We start from the raw sequence: 22024 nt of genomic DNA, 5'->3' as shown, positions 1-22024 counted from the left end.
GGCAATGTTCTACAAGGTGCTGTTTACGATCTGCTTACAGAAGATGGAGATAATATTGCAGAAGGCCTTGAAACGGACGAGGCTGGACAGATTTCTGTTGCTGAAATCCCTGTAGGTAGCTATCAGCTTATCGAAACAAGTGCACCATTTGGCTATGAGCTTGATGAAGAACCAATCTTATTTGAAATTGAAAAAGGCCAGGAAGAAACACTTATGTTAATTCATGAGAATGTCGTAACACCAGGTTCCGTTCTTCTAACCAAAGTCGATCAAGAAGATAAATCAACAATGCTTGCTGACGCAGTCTTCACACTAGTAGATTCAGAAGGCAACGTAATTGTAGAATCTCTTAAAACAGATGAAAATGGTCAAATTCAAGTAGATGATTTAACTCCAGGTGATTATCGTTTCATTGAAACGAATGCACCAAAGGATTATTTGCTTGATGAAACTCCAGTTGCTTTCACAATAGAAAAAGGTCAATCAGCACCGCTTGAATTGATTGTTGAGAATGGAAGAGATCCTAACTCTGATAGATGGAGAGTGAATAACAATCACAACGAGGATCAGGGATCAGATCAAGATAGCGATAGTGGAAGCAGTAATGGAAATGACTCAGCCAATAACGACAACGGAAGCAAAAACGGAAATAATTCAACGAATAGTGAAAACAAGGGAGACAATAATTTCTTACCGGTTACTTCAAATCCAATGTACAATTGGATTGTGGCAGGTGTGCTCCTAATTGTTGCGAGTATGATTACTCTTTATATCATGAGAACGAGAAGAGTAAGAGAAGAATAGATTTAGGCTAAGCCAAGAGAAGAGGAGTTCTTCTTTTGGCTTTTTTTTTTGATAATAAGAAACGAATCACGGGGAATCAATGGTTTCGAACCGTCCTTGTAACTATTTATAGTAATATAGAATAAAGAAGGAAGCTCCCAGTAATTTTAAAAAATAAAAATGAAGCTTCCATTTGCGAGCAAGAATATACAGCTCTCGCCTTAGATTCAATTAAAGAATATTTGTTTATTAGGTAGATATCGGGAATCACCGGGACGGTTTGAGACCAGTGAAAAACTTACGTTTTTTTCTTAGACTCAATAGCTAACCTTAAATAAAGAGTATAATAGAAGCTTTTCAACCAAATATACATAAAAAAAAGAGGACGCTATCGCAGCGATCCTCTTTATGTTTACCGCGACGGCGGCTAATTTCAATTGAATGGATGCACTTAATAGACCATATCCCCTGATTCGAGATAGGCCATGAAATCGTTTGAGCTCCGCATTCTTTCCTTCTATAGAAGCTCGCATTTTATATTTTTCTTTAAACGCTTCGGACTTTTGGTGTTGAGATATTTTATAAAATTCAGCTGTGTTAACCCCTACCACCAAAAATCTCCTTGCCCTTTTCTTTGCACATTCGTCATGAAGTGGGCAGCCTTTACATTGCTTCAATCCAAAGTAATATTTATATCCTTCTCTGCCACCGTCTTTTCCTTTTGTCCTAAAGTATTTCTTTTTTTCGGTGATGTTTCCTTGGCTACACTGCCATTCATCAGCGTCTTTATTATAGGTGAATTGACTTTCGTCAAGTCGGAATACAAGAGAGCTTACGGGTATATAAGGGTGCGCATTTAAGGATTTTATATCATCTAGTATAGAGTTTCTGAAATAAGCTTTATCCCCATACACTTCCGTGATGGTCATGTTTGATCTTAAAGTTTGAGCTAACATTTCTTTGGCATAACTACCATCTGTGTAAGCACCATCCGATGTGCGTACGGACGTAATTATCCGTTCTTTTGTTGTTATCACAAACTCAGTTTTGTATCCATAAAAGTCCTGTGTCCTACTTTTTCTGCCGACTCTCGCATCTTCGTCAATAAGGGATCGGATGCCTTTCTGGTTGATAAACTTGGGATCCGTTAGGGTTTTCTGAGCTTTTTGTATTGATTCCTTCGTATTTTGATTGTGATTTGATGCTTGTTTTTCTACTTGATTCATTACGTTCAATAAGTAACCTTTCATCACAGCCTTCGCTTCTCGGTGATCCGCAATCTCCTGATAATCTAGAACCTCTGGTAAGTTCTCAAGTGATTGCCCCGTTTCTCGTTCATAGGTATGAATGATATTCTGAGCCAGATGTCTCATCAATCGCTCAAGCGTTTTCTTCTTAGTATTCGCTTCGATATGGGTAGCGTCAATACTGACACTTTTTCCTTCAAGAATCCCTTGTTCTACACATTGTCTCGCCATTTCAGTCATCATTTCATCAAGCGTATTTTCTCCGAGTCGCTGCGTTCGAAACTTGGCCAGAAGACTTTTGTCTGGCAGGGAATCTTCTGGATTGAGACCGAGAAAGTACATAAACGCGAGGTTCCGTTCAGCTTCTGGCTTCATTTGTTCATCGGAATAATTATATAGATGTTGTAAAAATAAAAGTTTACACATTAACTCTGGTTCTTTGGCAGGACGGCCAAAACGTTCGGAGTAACTCTCTTTCAAAAGATCGTTAATGAAAGAAAAATCAATAACGGTCGTTATCTTCTTAAGGATATGACTTTCCGGAATTTTATCGTATAATATAGAGTGAAAACTTGATTGCTTTGACTGTAATCGAAGCACAAGTAACCCCCCCTAATGGTCGGTATTTGGTCGTACCCATTATACCATTCAGGGGGTTTTTTCATGGAGAATGATAGATTTAACTCACCGACCTGGTCTTAATCCGACTTTTTCACTGGTCTCGGATGGTTCCTGTGATTCCCTTCATCTAATATGAAGAATCCTTCTCTCCTAATCCTCAAAATGTCACGCTATACCGGGAATTGTATCCACTTTACCAATCAGTATATAGACAGACGATGGAATTGAGTGAAGAACTAGAGAGATTTCGTTCCCATAAAACAGATGAGGGATCGGAGAATCACAAGAGCGTGTCTCATGATTCATTCCAGAGTGTAAAGTCTCTTACCTAAATAGGGTTAGCAAGGACTGTGCTTATGAATCTCTTGTAAGTTAAACATGATAAAAATATTAGAATTAAAAACAGGAAGCTATTACGTAGCTTACCTGTTTTTTTAGTGTGCCCGGCATGTGCACACGCTATAGGGTTCAAGTCCCGAACGGTGAAGGTTGTAGTAACCGTTAGCCAAAGGCAAGGGTCTCCAGGGCGACTTGGAATCTGAAGGAAGCTGAAGGCAAATCTCCGACCTGAGGAACACGAACCTTATAAAAGGCTATCATTCTTGGACGAAATGGCTAAACACATTAAAATCCATACAACCAAAGGGAATGGTAGTAAATAAGGCGGGTATATGGAGAGGAAGTTTGTGCACTTACCCGGGGAGATCTGATGACGAGCCGCACACTCGCGGTAACTGACTTTCAAGAAGCCACTTAGTTATCAGAAGTCAGCCGAGATCGTAGTACCACCCCAAACTCGAGATGGGACAGGAAAGACCGAATCATGAAAAGAGAACAGGTTTCTCCGATGTACGCATCATTCGATGACACAGAACATATCAGCTCAACTTATGAGGGAAGAGTGAAGTCTCGGAGGGCATACGGAGCGTGGAGAATCAATGTCACACAAGGAACGAAACCAGTCACGTGGAGGAAGAAAGCATGTTGGAAAAGATACTTCATCGAGACAATTTAAATGGAGCCTATCGACGAGTGGTGCGTAACAATGGAAGGCACGGGGTCGATCACATTCCCACGTCCGAACTGAAATCCCAGATCTCGGAGTCCTGGAACGACATCGAACCCCAACTCCTGGATGGAACCTATCAACCGTCACCCGTCCGTCGTGTCGAAATCCCAAAACCAAACGGAGGCAAACGGAAGCTAGGAATTCCAACCGCCATGGATCGCTTGATCCAACAAGCTATCAACCTTTATCTTCAACGGATCTACGATCCGTCGTTTTCCAACTCAAGCTTTGGATTCCGACCAGGAAAACGAGCGCACGACGCGGTTCGAGAAGCGCAAGAATATATCCATGACGGATTTCGGTGGGTGGTAGATATCGATTTGGAGAAATTCTTTGATCGCGTTCGCCACGATCGACTCATGCGTCCATTAAGTTATCGTGTTAAGGACAGTCGTGTCCTTCGAATCATTCGGAGATAACTACAAGCTGGAGTTATGGAGAACGGCTTAACATAGACGAACCAAACAGGAACACCACAAGGTAGTCCTTTAAGTCCCCTTCTCTCAAATATCGTGTTAGATGAATTGGATAAAGAGCTAGAGTCAAGAGGCATTCGGTTCGTCCGATACGCTGACGATTGTCAGATTTACGTAGGCTCAAAAAGGGCAGCCGAGCGCACTCTTCGAAATATCAGCCAGTTCATCGAGAAGACATTAAAACTGAAGGTTAATAAAGAAAAGAGTGCGATTGACCGACCGTGGAAACGAACGTTTCTAGGTTTTAGTTTCACCCCATACCGAAGCGCGAAGATCAGGGTCGCAAAGCAGGCGATTCACCGTGCGAAACAGGAATTCCGACGCCTAACGTCACGAAAGTGGAGTATAGCAATGGAAGAACGAATCAAGAAGCTCAACCGATTCATCGTGGGGTGGCGTAACTATTTTCAGCTCGCTGAGACACCTTCAATCTTCAGAGAATTAATGGCATGGTTGAGAAGAAGATTACGGATGATTCGATGGAAAGAATGGAAAACCCCAAAGACAAGGAGAAAACATCTTTTTTCTTTAGGTGTAAGAAAAGCGAAAGCTTTTGAATGGGCAAACACCAGAAAAGGCTACTGGCGAGTTGCCAGTAGCCCAATCCTCCATCGAACCCTAAATGACGACTATTGGCGCCAGTTAGGATTGAAGTTGTTAGAAGAAGAACGTTAAATTTTCATGAAACCGCCGTATACGGACCCGTACGTACGGTGGTGTGAGAGGTCGGGGGTTAGGCACCCCCTCCTACTTGATTTATGATAAATCCAGTAAATCAGTAGAACTATTGTTTATAAGATCTGAGCTTACGTTTTTAAGTGTAAAAATATAAATGATCGGAGTGGGATAATGATGATCGTACCCATTCAGACTAGGTAAATTTCTTATTAAACAAACGTTTGATTAAAATGCTTTTTAAACTAGCCCAACTAATTATATTCACAAAATCTAGGGAAACAATGAAATGAATCGCTTCAAGACGATTCTTCACTCTTACTCTCTACTTAGTAAGATGGCCGTTGTTAGGAGGGAATCACGGGGACGGTTCTCATGATTCACTCCCAATTAGGTTTACCACAGGGACAAGGGGACAGGTTCCTTGTCCCAATCAGTGAAGATAGGTTAAGACCCACCTCTGCCATCTATTTGATCCACTTAGGACAAGAAATTGATCCACTGGTGCCATAAGTGAGCCCTTATGACAAATGAGAGTAGCATTGGTACAACTGTTGTATGACGTGATTTATTCTCATAGACTCTAGCTGGTCCAGCAATTTGAGTGGATCTTGTTAACCAAAATGAGAATCACGGGGACGGTTCTCCTGATTCTATTTTGAAATAATAAAGTCAGGGTTTTATAGGAATGGTTTCGTTAACTAAAGAAATACATACCATAGATCCACCAAGGACAAGAAATTGTTCTCCTCGTGCCATAAGTGAGCCACTTAGGACATCGTCAAGACCAATAACCGTTGTATTAGACTCTCAAAACACCAATGTGCAAGTCTGTTACATCGGTGGTTTTTTGTTATAAAGTATTTAAGAACCATAAATACTACGAATCAAGTAGGTCGATATGATCATTCATTTTAAGTTGCATACAACCATATCGTTAAACAAACGTTTGATTAAATAGCTTTATAACAATCATTCTTAAATATGTAGTGTGGTGGTAATATAAAGAACAACACGAGGAAGGAGTATGAGAATGAAACGTAGAAAGATTAAAATGGATAACAACTACATTCCTCTTCCTAGTCATCTAGGAGATGAAACCTATCCAAACGGGATTTTCCATTTCAATATCTCCAGAATTGTCGAGGACATCGATTCTGGGATTCTTCATGTTGAACGGGAAACGATTGATGTGAAAAGGTGGTTCAAAACACATACACATGGAAAAATTAATGAAACCCATCTTCCAACGGTAGACGTAAGCAGTTCGATTATTCAAGCTGAAATCAGGCCTGGGAGGTTTGAAGTCATAGATGGGAACCATCGTATAGAGAAGGCATACCTAGAAAACATATCTACTATCCCATCTTATAAAGTTAAAGGGGAGCAGCTTATACCTTATTTTAAAGCAAAGGATGGATATATGGCTTTCGTTGAGTATTGGAACTCGAAATTATAGATTATCAAATATTAAATGAGCGAAAGTCAAGATATTCAATATTATGTCTTTGCGAATGAAGGAATTCTTACCGGAAAGAAGAATTAAATAACTAATCATAAAATTAGAAGGTTATTATTATTTATTCCTTGGGAGGGCGTCATGGACTTTATTGATTATCTGCAGATGAGACACACGATAAAAAAAGGAGAGAAACAAATAAAAGAGCGCTCTGCTAAGCAATATCAAAACCGCCTCACCAACTTGCAAAAGAAGAACATATATAATGGAGAAACACAAATCAGGGAAGATATGCATGAGAAAATCCAAAACCATTATAAAGATACAAGAAATCAATACCCCAGAACGATTCAATACTATATCGAATACCTTCAGTTTGATTCCACGAATAAACTTAGTAATTAGCATTTAATCTCTTTTCTATAAACACTTAAACTATCAGCTAGCCATAGTTTCAGCACTTCATTTATACCACCTCATACCAATCCACTTCCATCATTTTTAAGAGAAAACAAATCATCCTCATGCAAATGAATTTAATTGCATCTAGCAACCCTCAGCATTCACTTCGTTGGTGCAATATTTCCATTCATGCTCATTCAAGAAAACAAAATAAAAAGGAGATAATCCATGTCCGCAAAAGTCACAAGCATCGGATTAAAAGGTTTGGAAGGTTATCGTGTTCAGGTAGAAGCGCAGGTAACGGAAGGAATTGAGACGGTTATTATCGTCGGCCTACCGGACGCATCTGTTAAGGAATCGAAGGAGCGGGTGTCGGCAGCGCTTTATAGTATAGGTTTTCCATTAGTTGATTCCAAAGTCGTCATCAATCTCTCGCCATCGGAGCAGAAAAAGAATGGGCCGTTATTTGATCTTCCTATTGCGATTGGGATTCTGAAAGAACTTAAAGCGATCAGAGACAATATCCCTTTGAACACCGGATTTATCGGTGCGCTATCCTTAGACGGAACGATTTTACCAGTTGAAGGAATGATTGCCGCGATTTTGGCCACAAAAAAGTTGCGGCTTCAGACATTATTCCTTCCATTTGACCCCACAATTCCTGCGGTAGAAATTGACGACCTTGAATTGGTCTATGTTCAAACAATTCAGGATGTGATCGATCTTCTTTCCGGTCAACAGATCCTGCCAGTGACTAATCCAAAAGAATCGATAGATGAACTCATCCACTTTCAACGAAATTTCAATCAAGTAATAGGACATGACTTTGCGAAGCGAGCTTTAGAAATAGCCGCAAGCGGAGAGCACTATCTTCTCATGGACGGTCCACCAGGCTGTGGTAAAAGTCTTTTAGCTGAAACGTTCCCGTCTATCCTCCCATCATTATCAAAGGAAGCGCAGCTTGAAAAAATCAGCTTATACCAATTAGCTGGCGCACCATATGATTCTCTCACGTTGCCATCCTATCGCCACCCCCATCATTCGGCTTCATCCGTATCAATCATCGGTGGAGGAACCAACCCAAAGCCTGGGGAAGTTTCGCTAGCCCATCGAGGCGTGTTGTTTCTCGATGAATTAGGTGAATTCTCAAAGAAGACGCTCGATATGTTGCGGCAACCTATGGAGAATGAGAAAGTGACGATCAGTCGTGTGCATTCGACCGTTACGTATCCAGCGAAATTTATCTTCATCGCAGCCATGAACCCCTGTCCATGTGGCTATTGGGGCTCAAGTGACCACTACTGCACCTGCTCAGAAAAACAAATCAGATCTTACAAAAGCCGCGTATCGGGTCCAATTTTAGATCGGATTGACATTCTACTCTCGCTAAAGCCCGTTAATCTAAACGAACACAAATTTGATGGTATCGAATCATCTGAAGAAGTGAAAAAGCGGGTGATGGCTGCAAGAGAGCGACAGTATGCTCGTTATGGCAAAGAAGTTTGCAATGGGAGCGTTTCATTTGAAAAGCTCACAAGCAGTAGACCTCTCACACCACTCCAGCAACAAAACCTCCAATCCGTATCAAGTGCACAAGGTTTTAGCAATCGCGTCCAAATCAAAATCATCCGACTCGCAAGAACCATCGCTGATTTGAACGGCGACGACTTCATTTCAGATGAAGCCATTGAAGAAGCCCTTCTATTAAGGAAACTATCTCTCCGCTCAATCCAATCTTTCCACAAAAAATCACTCACAGGAGAAAATCATAATGTGCACTACCAATAGAAACGTCACCGTCATTTGTCATGCCTCGTAAAGCGAGACAAAAAAGCCGTACAGGAATCTATCATATTATCTATAGAGGAGCAAACAGACAGGAAATCTTTCACGATAATGAAGATCGGCTTCAATTCCTTCAAACCCTCGAAAAGTACTCAAGCCTGTACAAGGTGAAAATCTATGCGTGGTGTTTAATGAGCAATCACGTTCACCTTCTTATGAAAGAAGAGAACGAAGACATCTCTATCACCATCAAACGCATCGCCGTAAGCTTCGTCAAATACTATCATTTAAAATACAACACAACCGGCCATCTGTTTGAGGATCGGTTTAAAAGTGAGAATGTCGAGACAGTGGACTATCTCCTTACCGTCGTTCGCTATATTCATCAAAACCCTCTAAAAGCTAGAATTGTAAGGACTTTGGATGAATGGGAGTGGAATAGCTGTAGGGCGTATTATCAACTAACTTCTGTAACGCGTTTGGTAGATTGTAATTTGATATTAAACATGTTTGGAGAAGACCGAGCGGTGGCTATTGAGAGGTTCAAGGAGTTTAACGAGACAGTAAACGATGATCGGTGTTTAGAGGATTACGACTCTGACAGGAAAAGGTTGACCGATGATGAAGCGAGAGTTGTGATTAAAGGATTACTTGGAAAGGTGGAAATCGCTCAGGTGAAAAGTTTGGCGAGAGAGAAACGGGATCCGATATTGCGAAGGTTGAAAGGTGTAGAGGGATTATCGCAAAGGCAGATGGCGAGGATCTTGGGAGTTTCGCAGACTTTGATTTATAGGGCTTGAATTATTAAATAACTATTCAATAATAGGTGATGTTTAATGGTTGTGGTTTGGTATCTTTATTAATGATTAAAACACAATGAATCCATGTGATTATGTGCCAGTAAGTGAATCAGTAGAAGCTTCTCGGTGATTCACGTTTACTATTTCATGATTGAAATAAATTGAAGGTAAGTTATGGAAAGGGATAGAATACTCTCTAATAAATAAGGAGTAGTTTATTACGTTGTTCATTTAAAAGAACGGAGGAGTGTTTATTGAGAAATTTGTTTGTATCATTAATGGTTCTAGGTATATTTATTTCAGGATGTAGTGATGGAGGTGAAATATCCACCGAAGAAAGTGGTACATCAGAAACAAAGAAGGCAGAAATGCCGGAACAGTCTGTTGAACTTGTAGATAAGGATCAAATGGATACTACTAAGGAAGATGAAAATAAACTCATAAGTAAGGATGATCGAGAGTTTCATACCATTGGTGGTGACGAGAACGGCCCCTTTACAAGAGGGACATGGGGACAGGTACCTCGTCCCACTGGATCTGTTCAAGCAAGCGAAAATATTATACGCTGAAGAAGTAATGAAGGATACCCACTGAGTTGGCTGATGCAGCCGCAGCCGCTTGGTGGGCTTTTTTGTTGTTATGAAATTTTTATTTTGAGACAGGCCTTTTTATTGATATGGTAAAATTATCAAAAAGTTATGATTTATGCTGGGGAATAGATAATGAATGAAACGATCAAACATACTCCAAATGATATACAAATTATTAAAGTCCCTAAAGATGAAGCAGCTAAACTCATTAAACATTATGCTATCCAATATAAGGAGGGACATGGAGACCGATTTCTCGTCTCACCAGAAATCGCGGTACTAGTAATACAGTAATGCTTCAGTAATTGTAGAAAGGTTATGATTATGTCTGCAGTGTTGATCTATTAGTTATCTGCTGGGAAAAGGTACCTGTTTGGATGTCCACTCAGGAATTACTGAGCTAAAACACGACTATTAAGTTTAATCAGTACATGTTTCCCCTACTATTTGCTCATTTTTATGAAAAAAATTAGATTGGAAATAAATTGAATTGGGTAAATGGTAAGATAGGTATCGGGATAAATCCTTTTGTGAAGAGGAATTCATATTGAAGGTATTGAGGTGAACTCATGGGGATTTATGGAGAGTTAAGTAGTCTTCAAGGATTGATAAATGGAAAAGCAAGTGAAATAGCTGATCAATTGCGTAGGTTACGAGAAGCGAAAGCTGAAATTAATCGAGAGCAAAATTTGTTGCTTGGGGAAATTCGGAATTTGCGACGACCTGATTTATCAAATCAATGGGTAGGGCCACTTTCCGATAAATATGATGCGGATCGAGAGGGTTCGTATCAATCCATGGTTCAGATAGGGAATGAACAATATGATTTGTACCAAAGGGATATAGATTCACGTATTCACGCTCTTGAATCGCAGCAAAGTCACTTTAGCTTTCTCGGAAGTCTCGCACATGAAGCTGAATCTTTGTTACATAAAGGCGAAGATTATGCCGAGGACGTCACAGCGAAAATCAATCATATTAAAGGGAGGATTTTCTGATGTATAAAGCCGTTTCAGGAGGAGGATCTTCTACGGAGATTCAACTTCATTATTCAGAAGTGATCGCGAAATTGGAAGAAGCAAAAAATGCCGTTCAACATCTAACGTTACCCGAACCTCCGTCAGGTCAACTGGGTCGCAACAAATTGAACTATACAGATGCCTGGATCAATCGTGAACAAAACCTCCAAAGCTTATTGAAGGATTATGTGACGGTTGTGCAAAAAAACCTTGAAGATACGAAAGCGAATGTGAATTCACTTAAAGAGCAGGATGAAGCTATTACAAGATCTTAAAGAAGGGGTAGTCGTTATAAGTGAAAGTCTATGAAGCTTCAACCTTATTTGATACGATGTCGACAAGAAGAAGGGAATACGAGACGCTAAGAGAACAATTGATCACCCTTCAAAAGGCTTTTCAAGGCATCGTTGAACTTGATGAAGCCCTTAAAGGCAAAGGTGCCGATGCAATCAAAGGCTTTTATCAGGCTCAACTTGATGTGTTAAGTCTATGGCTTCAACTCGTTGATCGAAATATTGCTTTTCTTAGTGAAATTCCTGAAAGGGCTGCGTCAAGAAATCTTGAAAATGAAACAGTTGAGCTTCCTTTTTTAGAAGATGAGCTATCGAACAGCGAGAATAGAGCTAAAGAAATGATTGCAGATCAGCAGGAAGATCTGCAACGGATTTTCGATCGCATCAGCGACATTCAACCACTACAAGTGTTCTCTAGAAACGAAGTCGATCAACAACTTGATGAAGCAAAGATGAAACGAGAAAAGACGATCGAGAGCGTTGAACAATTTGATGAAGAACTAACGAGTAAATACACGATGATGGAAAGCGATGAGCAGGTTCTAACCGCTTTGTTCAGTGAATTAATGAATGCCTCGAGTCAAGGGAATCAGGTGTCATCGATCTACTACGATGCGGAGTCTTTTCATTCCAGTGATATTTATTCTGCGATCGCTGCGAGCCAAGCGGAAGCGACTGGTGTAAAGAAAGAGCAAACCTCACAGGAAGTTGAATCCGCTGTGGAGGAAAATGAAAATCCTTTTATTGAATCGGTTAATAGTTTCAAAGAGATAGGTTCTGATTTCTGGTCTGGCTTTCAAGAGCGTGGAGATAAGAAAATGGATTCTCTTTACGACTTCGGGAATTACCTCACATCTGGATTGTTCGACGGCGTAAGAGGTGCTGTTAATGCAATGGACGAACGATCTGATAAAGCTATGGATTCACCTTATGATTTTGTGAACTACTTGACGAATGGCGGAGCGGATCTTGTGAAAGGTGCAGTAAATCCTGAAGACGATTTTTCTAAAGAGCATTGGTTGAGTAGTTTTGGGCTGGCTGCTATGGTTGCTGGGGCGAAGGTTGGTTTTAGTAATGAGAGCTTGAGACACATTACACCTAATCATTACTCGGATATAAAAACAAAATTGAATATGAAGAGTATGTGGAATGAGATTAGATTAGGCAATAGGGAGATAGATAACAAGTTTCCAAGGAATACTGACAAAACATCTCTTACCATTTCAAACTTAATAGAACAAAATGGATATGAATTAGGAGAAGTAAAAAAATTATTAGATCCCGATCGCATTTTAGATACTAGTGAATTAAATATTGTTAATAATTTAAGAGAACAAATTGGTCAACCTTCTTCAAATACTGTAATGGCTAAAGTGATTCCTCAGAAAGATATTTATAATTATCTTTATAACCCTAGTTTCAAGGGGATTAGAGGCTTTACTGCAGTCAAAGACCATACTAGTAACTTAGTAACGTTAGAAGATAACATTAAAGGTGCTCGTTTGGATTACAACAATACGCCTTTTAAAATCACTAGAGGCATTGATGGTATATCTGAGTCGACTGGTGATCCAGATAGATATTTTGGTGTGATTAATTATAAAGTAAATAACCCTGAACTTTTATCAGTTCCAGACTGGAAAGCTACTCCTGACTCTTATCCTTATACTGGGAGAGGATTTACTGGAAGTAAAGAGATTATCCTTCCAGAATTCTACCAAAATGAGAGGCCTTTTTCTAAAGGGGATATTTTAAAAGTGGTTGATGCTAAAGACGGGCAAGTATCATCAATGTTTATATATGATAAGAAACTGGGCTGGTTGTTAGTAGAATAATTGGAGGATAAATATTATGATTACGAATTATGCAAAATATAATAACAATGTTTATAAGTTAGATATGGACGGTGATATTCTAGAATTAATGAGTGAAGATCCAGCAGATCTAGAAAATGGATTCTCTTTTTATGTAGATGTTTTAGGAAAAAAACACAATGACTTTTTTATAAAAAGGGTTAAAACGGAAGATTTAGATTTAGCATATAATATAAAAGTGAATGTCATTTATAAAGGAGAAGAATTTGAAACATTGTCTTTAGGACCTTTTAATAACCAAGAGGGAACAGTTTCGCTGTTTACAAATGATTATGTAGTGGCAAAAAAATTCGACTTTTATAAGCAAGAGCAGTTCGTATTTGTTAAAGAAGTTCCGCTTCAGGAAATTGAATCTTTAATTGAAATTCATATTCCAATACTCGATTTTAGAGAATTACCGACCTCTCGAAAGGTTATTAAAAGGACTGAAATTAAAAATTACTTAAAAAAATTGTGATTTAAAATCACTAATTTGTTTCATAGGGACTTGGGGACAGGTTCCGCGTCCCACTGAGGAAGGACATGAGTTTAGGTCCACTTCTGCCTCCATTTAGGACAAGTAAAAGATCCACTAGTGCCATAAGTGAGCCACTATCACAATGATAGTGGCTCTAATACTATTTTTGCTGTCCTCATGCCATACTAACTTATTATTGAGACGAGGTACCTTTCGCTCCGTCGGTTTGTCCATTGGTAAATATGGCGGCATAGCCTGGTAAGATTCATGGCGAACAGTGGTAATCAACTATGGGGACAGGTACCTCGTCCCACTATCTGCTGGATTGAACCTCCTACTTCTATTGAGATTATGTCATAATAAAGAAAACGTAAGATATTATGACTTAATCAAGGGAGAAATACCTATGAAAAAGTGTGATCGTTGTCAGAATAGAGAAGCTACAATTGTTTTATCAGATGTTAAACAGGAGCACCTTTGCAATCTGTGTTTTAACGAGATGGTTTCTGATGAAATAGGAGTAAGGTTAGAACCTATGCCTGAAGAATTAGAAGCGACCGATTACTTAGGAACTAGAAGAATCTTTAAGGTCCGGCCGCAACTTTATCCAAATGGGATATTCTTGGAGGCTATTGAGGATATAGCATATGGATACGAGTTTGCTGTGCATGGTGAGCTAGTGTGCAATCAAACAAAGTTAGTGGAGAGACTAATAGATAAAGTAAAACGTGGTGTTTCAACACGGTTTATAAAAGTAGGAGAATTTCCGAATGGTCAAAAATATCAATCCATTTTGGATGATGAAGTAGTTGGGCGTATTGATTACGATGAGATGAGCCCTTCTTCCCCTATGGTTGTGATTGATGGGAAACCTTATACCTGGGAACAGTTAGGTAAAATGGTGAAAAGCTTTGAAGGCTTTCAAGTTCAAATGAAATTTTTTGATAAGACTGCCGATGTGGAATAAGTACATAAAGATTGAAAGAATTTTTTCCTTTTTACAAAGGTGTTGACGGCACAAAGACACATACTCCAGCCGTCACCCTTCTTTTTACGTTTTTCATCATAAAATATGATTTTGTTGAAGGATTCTTTGCACTCGTGTCAAATAAATAAAAGTGCCCCAGTTTCGTTTTGATCATCTACTTTCCCCTTTTTAGAATTCCCTCGAATATGCCGTTACAACATTTGTATTTCACTTTCTGTTTCGGTGCACTATCTCCTTCCTTAGAACGCTAATCTCAATTTCGTTCTTTATAACAGATCTATAAGAGGTGATGTCATCCTGCCAAGAAAAGCTAGAAAGAAAAGTAGCTCTGGGATCTATCATGTTGTCTTTCGAGGGATTAACCGTCAGACGATTTTTGAAGATGAGGAAGACAAGGAAAAATTCTTAGAAGTCCTTGCTCGATACAAAATGAAAAGCGGCATTGAACTATACGCCTACTGCTTAATGGATAATCATGTTCATCTGTTGATAAAGGAGACAGTGGAGAGCATCTCGCTGTTTATGAAGAGGCTAAGCTCGAGTTATGTATATTGGTACAATTTGAAATACGAAAGATGCGGCCATCTATTTCAGGAGCGATTTAATAGTGAAAACGTAGAGAGTGATGCCTACTTTGTGACCGTTTTGAGGTATATTCATCAAAATCCCCTTAAGGCAAAGTTGGTTAGGAGTGTATGGGACAGTAAGTGGACAAGTATCCATGAATATGTACGTATGGTAAAACTAGTTGATATCGACCGGGGCTTACGATTATTTTCTGAAGATCCGAAGGTGGCTCGACAGCGTTTTATCCTTTATATGCAAGAGACAAATGAAGATCAATGTCTGGATATAAAAGAGATAACAAAGGTTACTGATGACCACGTTAGGGACTATCTTCGTACAATTGGCATTCTTAGCAACAGTATGCTCCAGCAAATGGATAGGGAAGAGCGGGATGCTGTTTTAGTAAAGATGAAGAAATTAAAAGGGGTATCCATCCGGCAGATCTCAAGGGTTACCGGAATCTCGAAAAGTGTGATTGATCGATTAAAGTGAGGGATTGAGGCCAGGTTTCCCGTCCCACTGAAGAAGGAAATAAGTTAGGACAAGACTATATTCTCGTAACCGTTATCCAAGTGAAAATGCTCAAGCTATTTGTTTTAACCTCTGAAAATATAATGTGACGAACACCCTCATTGAAAGAGTGACCTTTCGTAAAGTAGACACGATACATAACTTCTTCTCTATTCCCATAGAACAATCACTTCACACAATTTGTTATGAATTTCACTCCTTGCACACATGTCCGAAAAAACCAACGATTAATTGGAAAACAAGAAACCTAAATAAAAAGGAGCCAAACGATGTCCGCAAAAGTCATGAGCATCGGATTAAAAGGGTTAGAAGGTTACCGTGTTCAGGTAGAAGTGCAGGTAACGGAAGGGATTGAATCTGTTGTCATTGTTGGTCTACCAGATGCTTCTGTTAAGGAATCGAAGGAGCGGGTGTCGGCTGCGCTTTATAGTATCGGTTTTCCTTTAGTCGATTCCAAAGTTGTGATTAACCTTTCCCCATCTGAGCAGAAAAAGAATGGTCCGTTATTTGATCTTCCTATCGCGATCGGTATTCTGAAAGAACTTAAAGCGATCAACAACAAAATCCCTCCGAACACCGGATTTATTGGTGCACTTTCATTAGATGGCACCGTGCTACCGGTTGAAGGGATGATTGCCGCGATTCTAGCAGCGAAAAAGTTGAAGCTTCAAACGTTATTCCTCCCACTTGACCCGACAATTCCTGCGGTAGAAATGGACGACCTCGAATTGGTCTACATTCAGACGATACAGGACATAGTCGATCTTCTATCCGGTCAACAGATCATGCCAGTGACGATGCCAAAAGAACCGACAGATGAACGCTTCCATTTTCAACGAAATTTCAACCAAGTGATCGGTCATTCCTTCGCAAAGCGAGCTTTAGAAATCGCTGCAAGCGGTGAACATTACCTCCTAATGGATGGTCCGCCAGGCTGTGGGAAAAGTCTTTTAGCTGAAACATTCCCATCGATTCTCCCGCCTCTATCAAAGGAAGCACAGCTAGAAAAAATCAGTTTGTATCAATTAGCTGGTGCGCCATTCGACTCGCTCACTTTACCATCCTATCGTCACCCTCACCATTCCGCTTCATCTGTATCAATCATTGGTGGCGGAACCAACCCAAAGCCCGGAGAAGTTTCGCTTGCTCATCAAGGTGTGCTATTTCTGGATGAACTAGGTGAATTCTCAAAGAAGACGCTCGATATGTTGAGGCAACCTATGGAGAATGAGAAAGTGACGATCAGCCGGGTGCATTCGACTGTTACATATCCTGCGAAATTTATCTTCATCGCGGCAATGAATCCCTGTCCATGTGGCTACTTTGGATCAAGTGATCATTATTGTACCTGTTCAGAAAAACAAATCAACACATATAAAAGTCGCGTATCGGGTCCCATTTTAGATCGAATCGATATTCTACTCTCGCTAAAACCCGTGAATCTAAAAGAACACAATTTTGGTGGAATTGAATCATCAGAAGAGGTGAAAAAGCGGGTGACCACCGCAAGAGAGAGACAATACGTCCGCTACGGAAAAGAAATCTGCAATGGGAGCGTTTCATTTGAACATCTCATAAGCAGTAGCCCTCTAACACCTATCCAGCAACAAAATCTCCAATCCTTATCAAGTGCACAAGGTTTTAGCAATCGTGTGCAAATCAAAATCATTCGACTGGCAAGAACCATCGCTGATTTGAAAGGCGACTCCAACATATCAGATGATGCCATTGAAGAAGCCCTTCTATTAAGGAAGTTATCCATTCGCTCGATTCAAACCTTTCATAAAAAAGCGTTAACTGGAGAAAACCGTAATGTGCACTACAAATAGAAATGTCACTGTGATTCACGAATATGGCGACAGGTTCCCAGTCCCACCAGAAATCGCTGCGTTAGTATAGAAACGATACAGTAATGGTTTAGTAAATGTAGAAAGTTAATGATTATGTTTACAGTGTTGTTTTATTGGATATTTGCTGTGACAAGGTACCTGTCCCTCGTGGTCCTGAAGGATTGTCTACGATTTGAAGTTTGGCATGCAGGTGACAGCTGCGGGGAATGAAAAGATGGCGTGGCGGTTGAGGAAGAAAGGTAAGCCTCGTACGAAGAAAAAGTGAATAAGATGCGTTGTTGATAAAGGGGTTTTAAGGCCCCGTCACGAATATATATAGAATTGAAATTAGCATAATATGTAGAAAAAAGAGACCACTTTCCTTTTTAATATTGTTCAATACATTAAAAAAGAGATAGAATGGTAAGTAATTGTAATATTACTTTGGGAAGTGGATTAAAATGGTAAAAAATACAAAGGTTATTCCATATGATTATAAATTCAGTCTTCTTAGGAATTTTGGGGTAAAGGAGCTAACTAATTACCTCAAACCAAGAATTCCGGAATATAATAAATTGTTTCGATTGGCATCGGGAAGCAATTCTTATCAAAAAATTCGAACACTGTTGAATGAAAAGGTTGTAAAAGGGTTTAACGATACTGAAATAGATAAGACTTTTTTTGAGGCCATAGTACACTTGTTTCCAGAAAGGTCTTACTACCTTAATATTAATACCGATATAACAGCGGATAAGGCATATGATGAGTTGAATATTTCAAGTAAATTTTCTCCATACTTAAATAGAAAGTTATCTCACGTTCTCCCTCAAGATGAAAAGTTAATTACTATAAGAAAAGAAGGACAAAGAATTATTTTTCTTTTTAAATTAGGTAAGGCAGAATTAGGATTAAAAAAAGAAGAATGTGCATTTTACGTTTCTTGTATATTGGATTTTAAACAAAATCATTTGGAAGTTCGTTTAAATCAATATTTATTAAGAAACGCTAGTAAAGGAACAAGATTGCTATTAAAAGACGTTATTAACTACGTAACTAATTTTGTGAATAATCAGTTACCTATTGCATTAAGTACTTCAAAGTCTGGAGAGGCAAAGATTCACAAGGGTTTATACAAACTTTTTTTAGAGGAATCAAATAAATCCTTAAAATTAATAAAAAAAGAAATTACCAAGAATGAAGCTAAAGAGAGCATAAAGGTGACGGAGAAAGATTTAAGAGAAAATATAGCTAAGTACCTCAAAGAGGAACTTCATATTTCTAACCCGGATCCATTTGTAGAGAAGGTAATGACTGTAAAATACCAAGATACTGCTAAAAATATGGAACAAGTAGACTTTATTAGGGATGGAGGCTATATTTTTGGATTCAGTTTTATTGACCGAAGAATAACCCGTTCAATCAATAGAAATGAAGATCATAAACCGGTATATTACTCTAAGATTTACTGGAGCTTAAAAGATGTGGTCAAGGAATATGAGGAAGTTTCTGAATTGGGGATTTATTGGAAGTTTAATAAAAATGATTTTACAAAAAAACTTAGCGGTAAAGAGGCTGAAAAAGACCTATCTTTTGTAGAGATAGGCCTTAAAGAAATCCACGGTGTATTAGAAATACATTATTATGTTGATTACACACAGGCAGACCCATTAACTACTTCTGTAGAAGAAAGGAGGATTAGAGAAGAATATGTTATACACAAAATTAAGGGATTTGTACAATGAAAATAAAATTTTAGCTGAAGAATATCCTATAGACCAATATTACCCTTTACTACAAAATTTTATTTCCAAAGAGGTTGATTTGGGTGCAGAATATCTCAGCCCTTATAGGTTTGCACTATCCTTTTCTAAGCCTCCTAAAGAAGCGATTCGTTTCTTTTTAGGGCTGACTGACAGTAGTGATATACTAGAGCAATTTTATAAATACGAATGTGATGAATGCGGAAGAATAAATATTATTAAAGATGAAGAAGCACTTATGAATTTTAAATGTAAAGAGTGCGGCTTTGAAGATCACCTTATAACATCAGATCACTTAAGCGAAGTTAAGCTCCTATTTAGGATAAACCAAGAGTTATTAAAGGAAGTAAAAGTAAGTTTAAAGGATAACCCCCTTTCTAAGGTACCAGAATCGGCTTCAGCTGTATTAGGAGGGGGAACAGATATAGAAGTAACTTTTAAAACAGCTGAAGAACTAATATATAAGAATGGCAGACCTATTGGTAAACAATCTGCAGATCGTGCTGAAAGAATGAAAAAATATAGAGATATATTGTAGGAGAATAACGAATGTTTAGTAATAAAGGAAAAAGGGGAAAGTTCTTCTCTCCATTTGAACTAATTCTAATAGTGATTTTTTTGGCAGTATTTGCTTGCTTTTCGCTCATACTATTGATCATTAATCAAAATATTTTAATTGATCAAAATAGCATAGACCTTTTAGATATGTACATAAGAGCAAGTTTTGTATTAATAGGAAGCACATTATCAGGAATTGTAGCTTTTTTTATATTTTCTCTTCAAGAGAATGTAAAGAAAAAGGAAAAGGTAGAAAATGAAATGAAATTCTACGACAATATCAAAGAAGAGTACCATGACAATCTTGAAGCACTAAAAAAGGTGTCAAAGATGATGAGACAAAACTCTATATCAGATTTAGCCAATGATCTAGCTGAGGAAAAGGAAGTAAAAGAGATCCTTCGTGCAGTACATACACAGATGAACTTTACGTTTTACTCAGATTTTCTTAAAGAATTAAAAAACAAAGAATACAGTAACCACATAAAGGCTTTCAAAAAATCACATCAAGTATATAAATACTTAGAATTGATCATTACTAATTTAGAAAACAAGGAAAATATTGAAAAAATATTAGTTTTAATAAAAGATGATATAATTGAAATGAAAGAATTATATGGTAACAGTTCTTCAAATGAAACAGAGGAAGACTAATTTAAAAGGTTGTCGTCATGAGACCTTTTTTTTTGAGTAAATTAATAATTAGCAAGCTTATCTTAATATTTCAAGTTATGCTCATCGCCTCACCTGGTGGTGAGCTTTTTTTGTTACTACGGAAGTACCTAGACTATTATGGTATAATTTAACTATTATTTTAATGAGTATGGGGACTAGAAAAATGAAGCTTTTTGATGTGTTACCAGACAGATTTTTTTCCTTGTTTTCAGGAAGTAATAAGGAAATATATTCCGAAGCAATTCTAGAATTATATGAACAATACAAGATTAACCGAATCGGGATTGACTACGATATTATGAGAGATTTGTTACAAGAGTTGATAGAAGTTAAAGAGGAATCTGGAGTTGAATTCGAATTAGAAGAAGATAGCAATTTAGATTCTAATGAAATAGAAAATTTGCATCGTGCTAAAGCGAATGCGCTATTAAGAAAACTATTATATTTAAAATGGATTGATGTAGAAACCAGGAATAATTTTAAGCAGTATATCATTTTACCGCATTATTCTATTCGTATGTTAAGTGTTCTGCATGATCTTTGCCAGGTGAGATCGATAGAATACCAAAGTTATGCGTTAAGTACGTATCAGCTTTTAAGTAACGATGGGATGGAAAGACAACCTAGTATTGCTATTATCGAAGCGGAACGGATTACAGAGCAGTTATTAGAAGAGTTACGTCTGCTGATTAACAATATGAAAAATCATATGGAACAAGTAATAAGCAAGCAGTCTCTTGAAGAAGTATTAGACCACCATTTTGATGTGTACATGAAAAAAATTGTAGATAAAAGCTATCATCGATTAAAAACGTCTGATCATGTTGCGAGGTATAGGAGTAAGATATTAGAAACGGTACAAAAGTGGTCTTTAAACACAGACTTGCTAAACATAGCAATAGAGGATGCTATGAAATCAGAGCTATATAAAAACGAAGATGAAGCGGAGCTTAAAATTAGGCAATCCTTACAATTCATTGAGGAAACCTATGACAGTCTAGATGAATTATATGAACAAATTGATATTAGGCATCATCAATACATTAAATCGTCTTATGACCGTGCTAAGTATTTAACACAACATAATCAAGGGCTGGACCAGCAAATTGCAACCGTCTTAGAAAGTTATGAAAAAACACAAGATCATTGGGTTGAGTTTTTAAGTAACGTTTTTCGACTACATAATGTAGAACATTTATCAGAAAAATCATTGCTTACTCCGCGTAAAAAGAAAGCTGCCCATCAAGCACAACCGCACACAGTAGTCCCTATCTCTGAGGAAGTAAAAAAGAAAATCAGAGATAATAATATTAAAAGATTAGAAAATGCCATCACCAAGCAAAAGGTTAATGCGTTTGTTTTGGAACGATTAGGAGACCGTGAGGAAATGGGGATGAGTGAGCTAGCACCCCAAACAGTTGAAGAGTATATATATTTACCTTACGTGTACTTATATGGGTATGATCAACACTCGGAGTATCGACTGGTGCGCAAAAAAGACCAACGTATCTTGCATATCGGCGAATACCGTTTTGATGATCGTAATGTTATACGAAATAGCTAAAG

19 protein-coding genes and 2 pseudogenes are annotated in these 22024 nt (G+C 38.3%); 20 read left to right on the top strand and 1 reads right to left on the bottom strand.

Annotation, left to right across the window (positions count from 1 at the left end; genetic code table 11):
- Nucleotides 1-804 (top strand): MSCRAMM family protein (locus tag Q4550_RS18425; protein WP_303535153.1); only part of this gene is annotated, 804 nt, incomplete at its 5' end.
- Between the two features lie 296 nt (nt 805-1100).
- On the opposite strand, the gene Q4550_RS18420 is transcribed toward Q4550_RS18425, so the two are convergent.
- Nucleotides 1101-2630 (bottom strand): IS1182 family transposase, encoded by a 1530-nt coding sequence (locus Q4550_RS18420; protein ID WP_303535152.1) that lies wholly within the window; start codon nt 2628-2630, stop codon nt 1101-1103.
- Between the two features lie 1002 nt (nt 2631-3632).
- Here Q4550_RS18420 and ltrA point away from each other — a divergent pair.
- The 19 genes and pseudogenes from ltrA (at nt 3633) to Q4550_RS18325 (ending at nt 22022) form a co-directional block, all read left to right on the top strand.
- A pseudogene (ltrA, locus tag Q4550_RS18415) lies at nt 3633-4871 on the top strand (group II intron reverse transcriptase/maturase).
- Between the two features lie 1033 nt (nt 4872-5904).
- Nucleotides 5905-6330 (top strand): hypothetical protein, encoded by a 426-nt coding sequence (locus Q4550_RS18410; protein ID WP_303535151.1) that lies wholly within the window; start codon nt 5905-5907, stop codon nt 6328-6330.
- A gap of 141 nt (nt 6331-6471) precedes the next feature.
- The gene (locus tag Q4550_RS18405) at nt 6472-6735 is read left to right on the top strand and encodes a hypothetical protein (RefSeq protein ID WP_303535150.1); all 264 of its coding nucleotides are present in this window, start codon (nt 6472-6474) and stop codon (nt 6733-6735) included.
- Between the two features lie 225 nt (nt 6736-6960).
- Nucleotides 6961-8520 (top strand): YifB family Mg chelatase-like AAA ATPase, encoded by a 1560-nt coding sequence (locus Q4550_RS18400; RefSeq protein ID WP_303535149.1) that lies wholly within the window; start codon nt 6961-6963, stop codon nt 8518-8520.
- Between the two features lie 20 nt (nt 8521-8540).
- Nucleotides 8541-9317: a transposase gene (locus Q4550_RS18395; protein WP_303535148.1), complete on the top strand. Its 777-nt coding sequence runs from the start codon at nt 8541-8543 to the stop codon at nt 9315-9317.
- 254 nt (nt 9318-9571) lie between these two features.
- Nucleotides 9572-9886: a hypothetical protein gene (locus tag Q4550_RS18390; RefSeq protein ID WP_303535147.1), complete on the top strand. Its 315-nt coding sequence runs from the start codon at nt 9572-9574 to the stop codon at nt 9884-9886.
- Nucleotides 9887-10039: 153 nt separating this feature from the next.
- Nucleotides 10040-10201 (top strand): hypothetical protein, encoded by a 162-nt coding sequence (locus Q4550_RS18385; protein WP_303535146.1) that lies wholly within the window; start codon nt 10040-10042, stop codon nt 10199-10201.
- Between the two features lie 275 nt (nt 10202-10476).
- Nucleotides 10477-10905 carry a DUF5082 family protein gene (locus Q4550_RS18380; RefSeq protein WP_303535145.1) on the top strand — a complete coding sequence of 143 codons (429 nt, stop codon included), beginning with the start codon at nt 10477-10479 and terminating at the stop codon, nt 10903-10905.
- Nucleotides 10905-11201 (top strand): YwqI/YxiC family protein, encoded by a 297-nt coding sequence (locus Q4550_RS18375; protein WP_303535144.1) that lies wholly within the window; start codon nt 10905-10907, stop codon nt 11199-11201. Before Q4550_RS18380 ends, Q4550_RS18375 begins: the two co-directional genes overlap by 1 nt.
- Nucleotides 11202-11221: 20 nt before the next feature.
- Nucleotides 11222-13054: a T7SS effector LXG polymorphic toxin gene (locus tag Q4550_RS18370; protein ID WP_303535142.1), complete on the top strand. Its 1833-nt coding sequence runs from the start codon at nt 11222-11224 to the stop codon at nt 13052-13054.
- 16 nt (nt 13055-13070) lie between these two features.
- Complete coding sequence (locus Q4550_RS18365) at nt 13071-13550, top strand: hypothetical protein (RefSeq protein WP_303535141.1); 480 nt, start codon at nt 13071-13073, stop codon at nt 13548-13550.
- Nucleotides 13551-13956: 406 nt separating this feature from the next.
- On the top strand, nt 13957-14517 hold the full coding sequence (locus Q4550_RS18360) for a DUF7713 domain-containing protein (RefSeq protein ID WP_303535140.1): 561 nt from the start codon (nt 13957-13959) through the stop codon (nt 14515-14517).
- 300 nt (nt 14518-14817) lie between these two features.
- Nucleotides 14818-15192: pseudogene (locus tag Q4550_RS18355) on the top strand (transposase); the annotation flags it as partial.
- Between the two features lie 81 nt (nt 15193-15273).
- Complete coding sequence (locus Q4550_RS18350; RefSeq protein ID WP_303535138.1) at nt 15274-15597, top strand: hypothetical protein; 324 nt, start codon at nt 15274-15276, stop codon at nt 15595-15597.
- Between the two features lie 308 nt (nt 15598-15905).
- A complete protein-coding gene (locus Q4550_RS18345) occupies nt 15906-17465 on the top strand; it encodes a YifB family Mg chelatase-like AAA ATPase (protein WP_303535137.1) in 1560 nt (519 codons plus the stop codon).
- Nucleotides 17466-17926: 461 nt separating this feature from the next.
- Nucleotides 17927-19207: a hypothetical protein gene (locus Q4550_RS18340; RefSeq protein ID WP_303535135.1), complete on the top strand. Its 1281-nt coding sequence runs from the start codon at nt 17927-17929 to the stop codon at nt 19205-19207.
- Nucleotides 19173-19763 (top strand): hypothetical protein, encoded by a 591-nt coding sequence (locus Q4550_RS18335; protein ID WP_303535133.1) that lies wholly within the window; start codon nt 19173-19175, stop codon nt 19761-19763. Before Q4550_RS18340 ends, Q4550_RS18335 begins: the two co-directional genes overlap by 35 nt.
- A gap of 11 nt (nt 19764-19774) precedes the next feature.
- Nucleotides 19775-20437 carry a hypothetical protein gene (locus Q4550_RS18330; protein ID WP_303535131.1) on the top strand — a complete coding sequence of 221 codons (663 nt, stop codon included), beginning with the start codon at nt 19775-19777 and terminating at the stop codon, nt 20435-20437.
- 184 nt (nt 20438-20621) lie between these two features.
- A complete protein-coding gene (locus tag Q4550_RS18325) occupies nt 20622-22022 on the top strand; it encodes a Wadjet anti-phage system protein JetA family protein (protein WP_303535129.1) in 1401 nt (466 codons plus the stop codon).
- Nucleotides 22023-22024: the final 2 nt, after the last annotated feature.

The organism is Anaerobacillus sp. 1_MG-2023 (assembly GCF_030547345.1).
GTDB lineage: Bacteria > Bacillota > Bacilli > Bacillales > Guptibacillaceae > Guptibacillus > Guptibacillus hwajinpoensis_B.
This window is presented reverse-complemented; position numbering and strand designations above follow the sequence as displayed.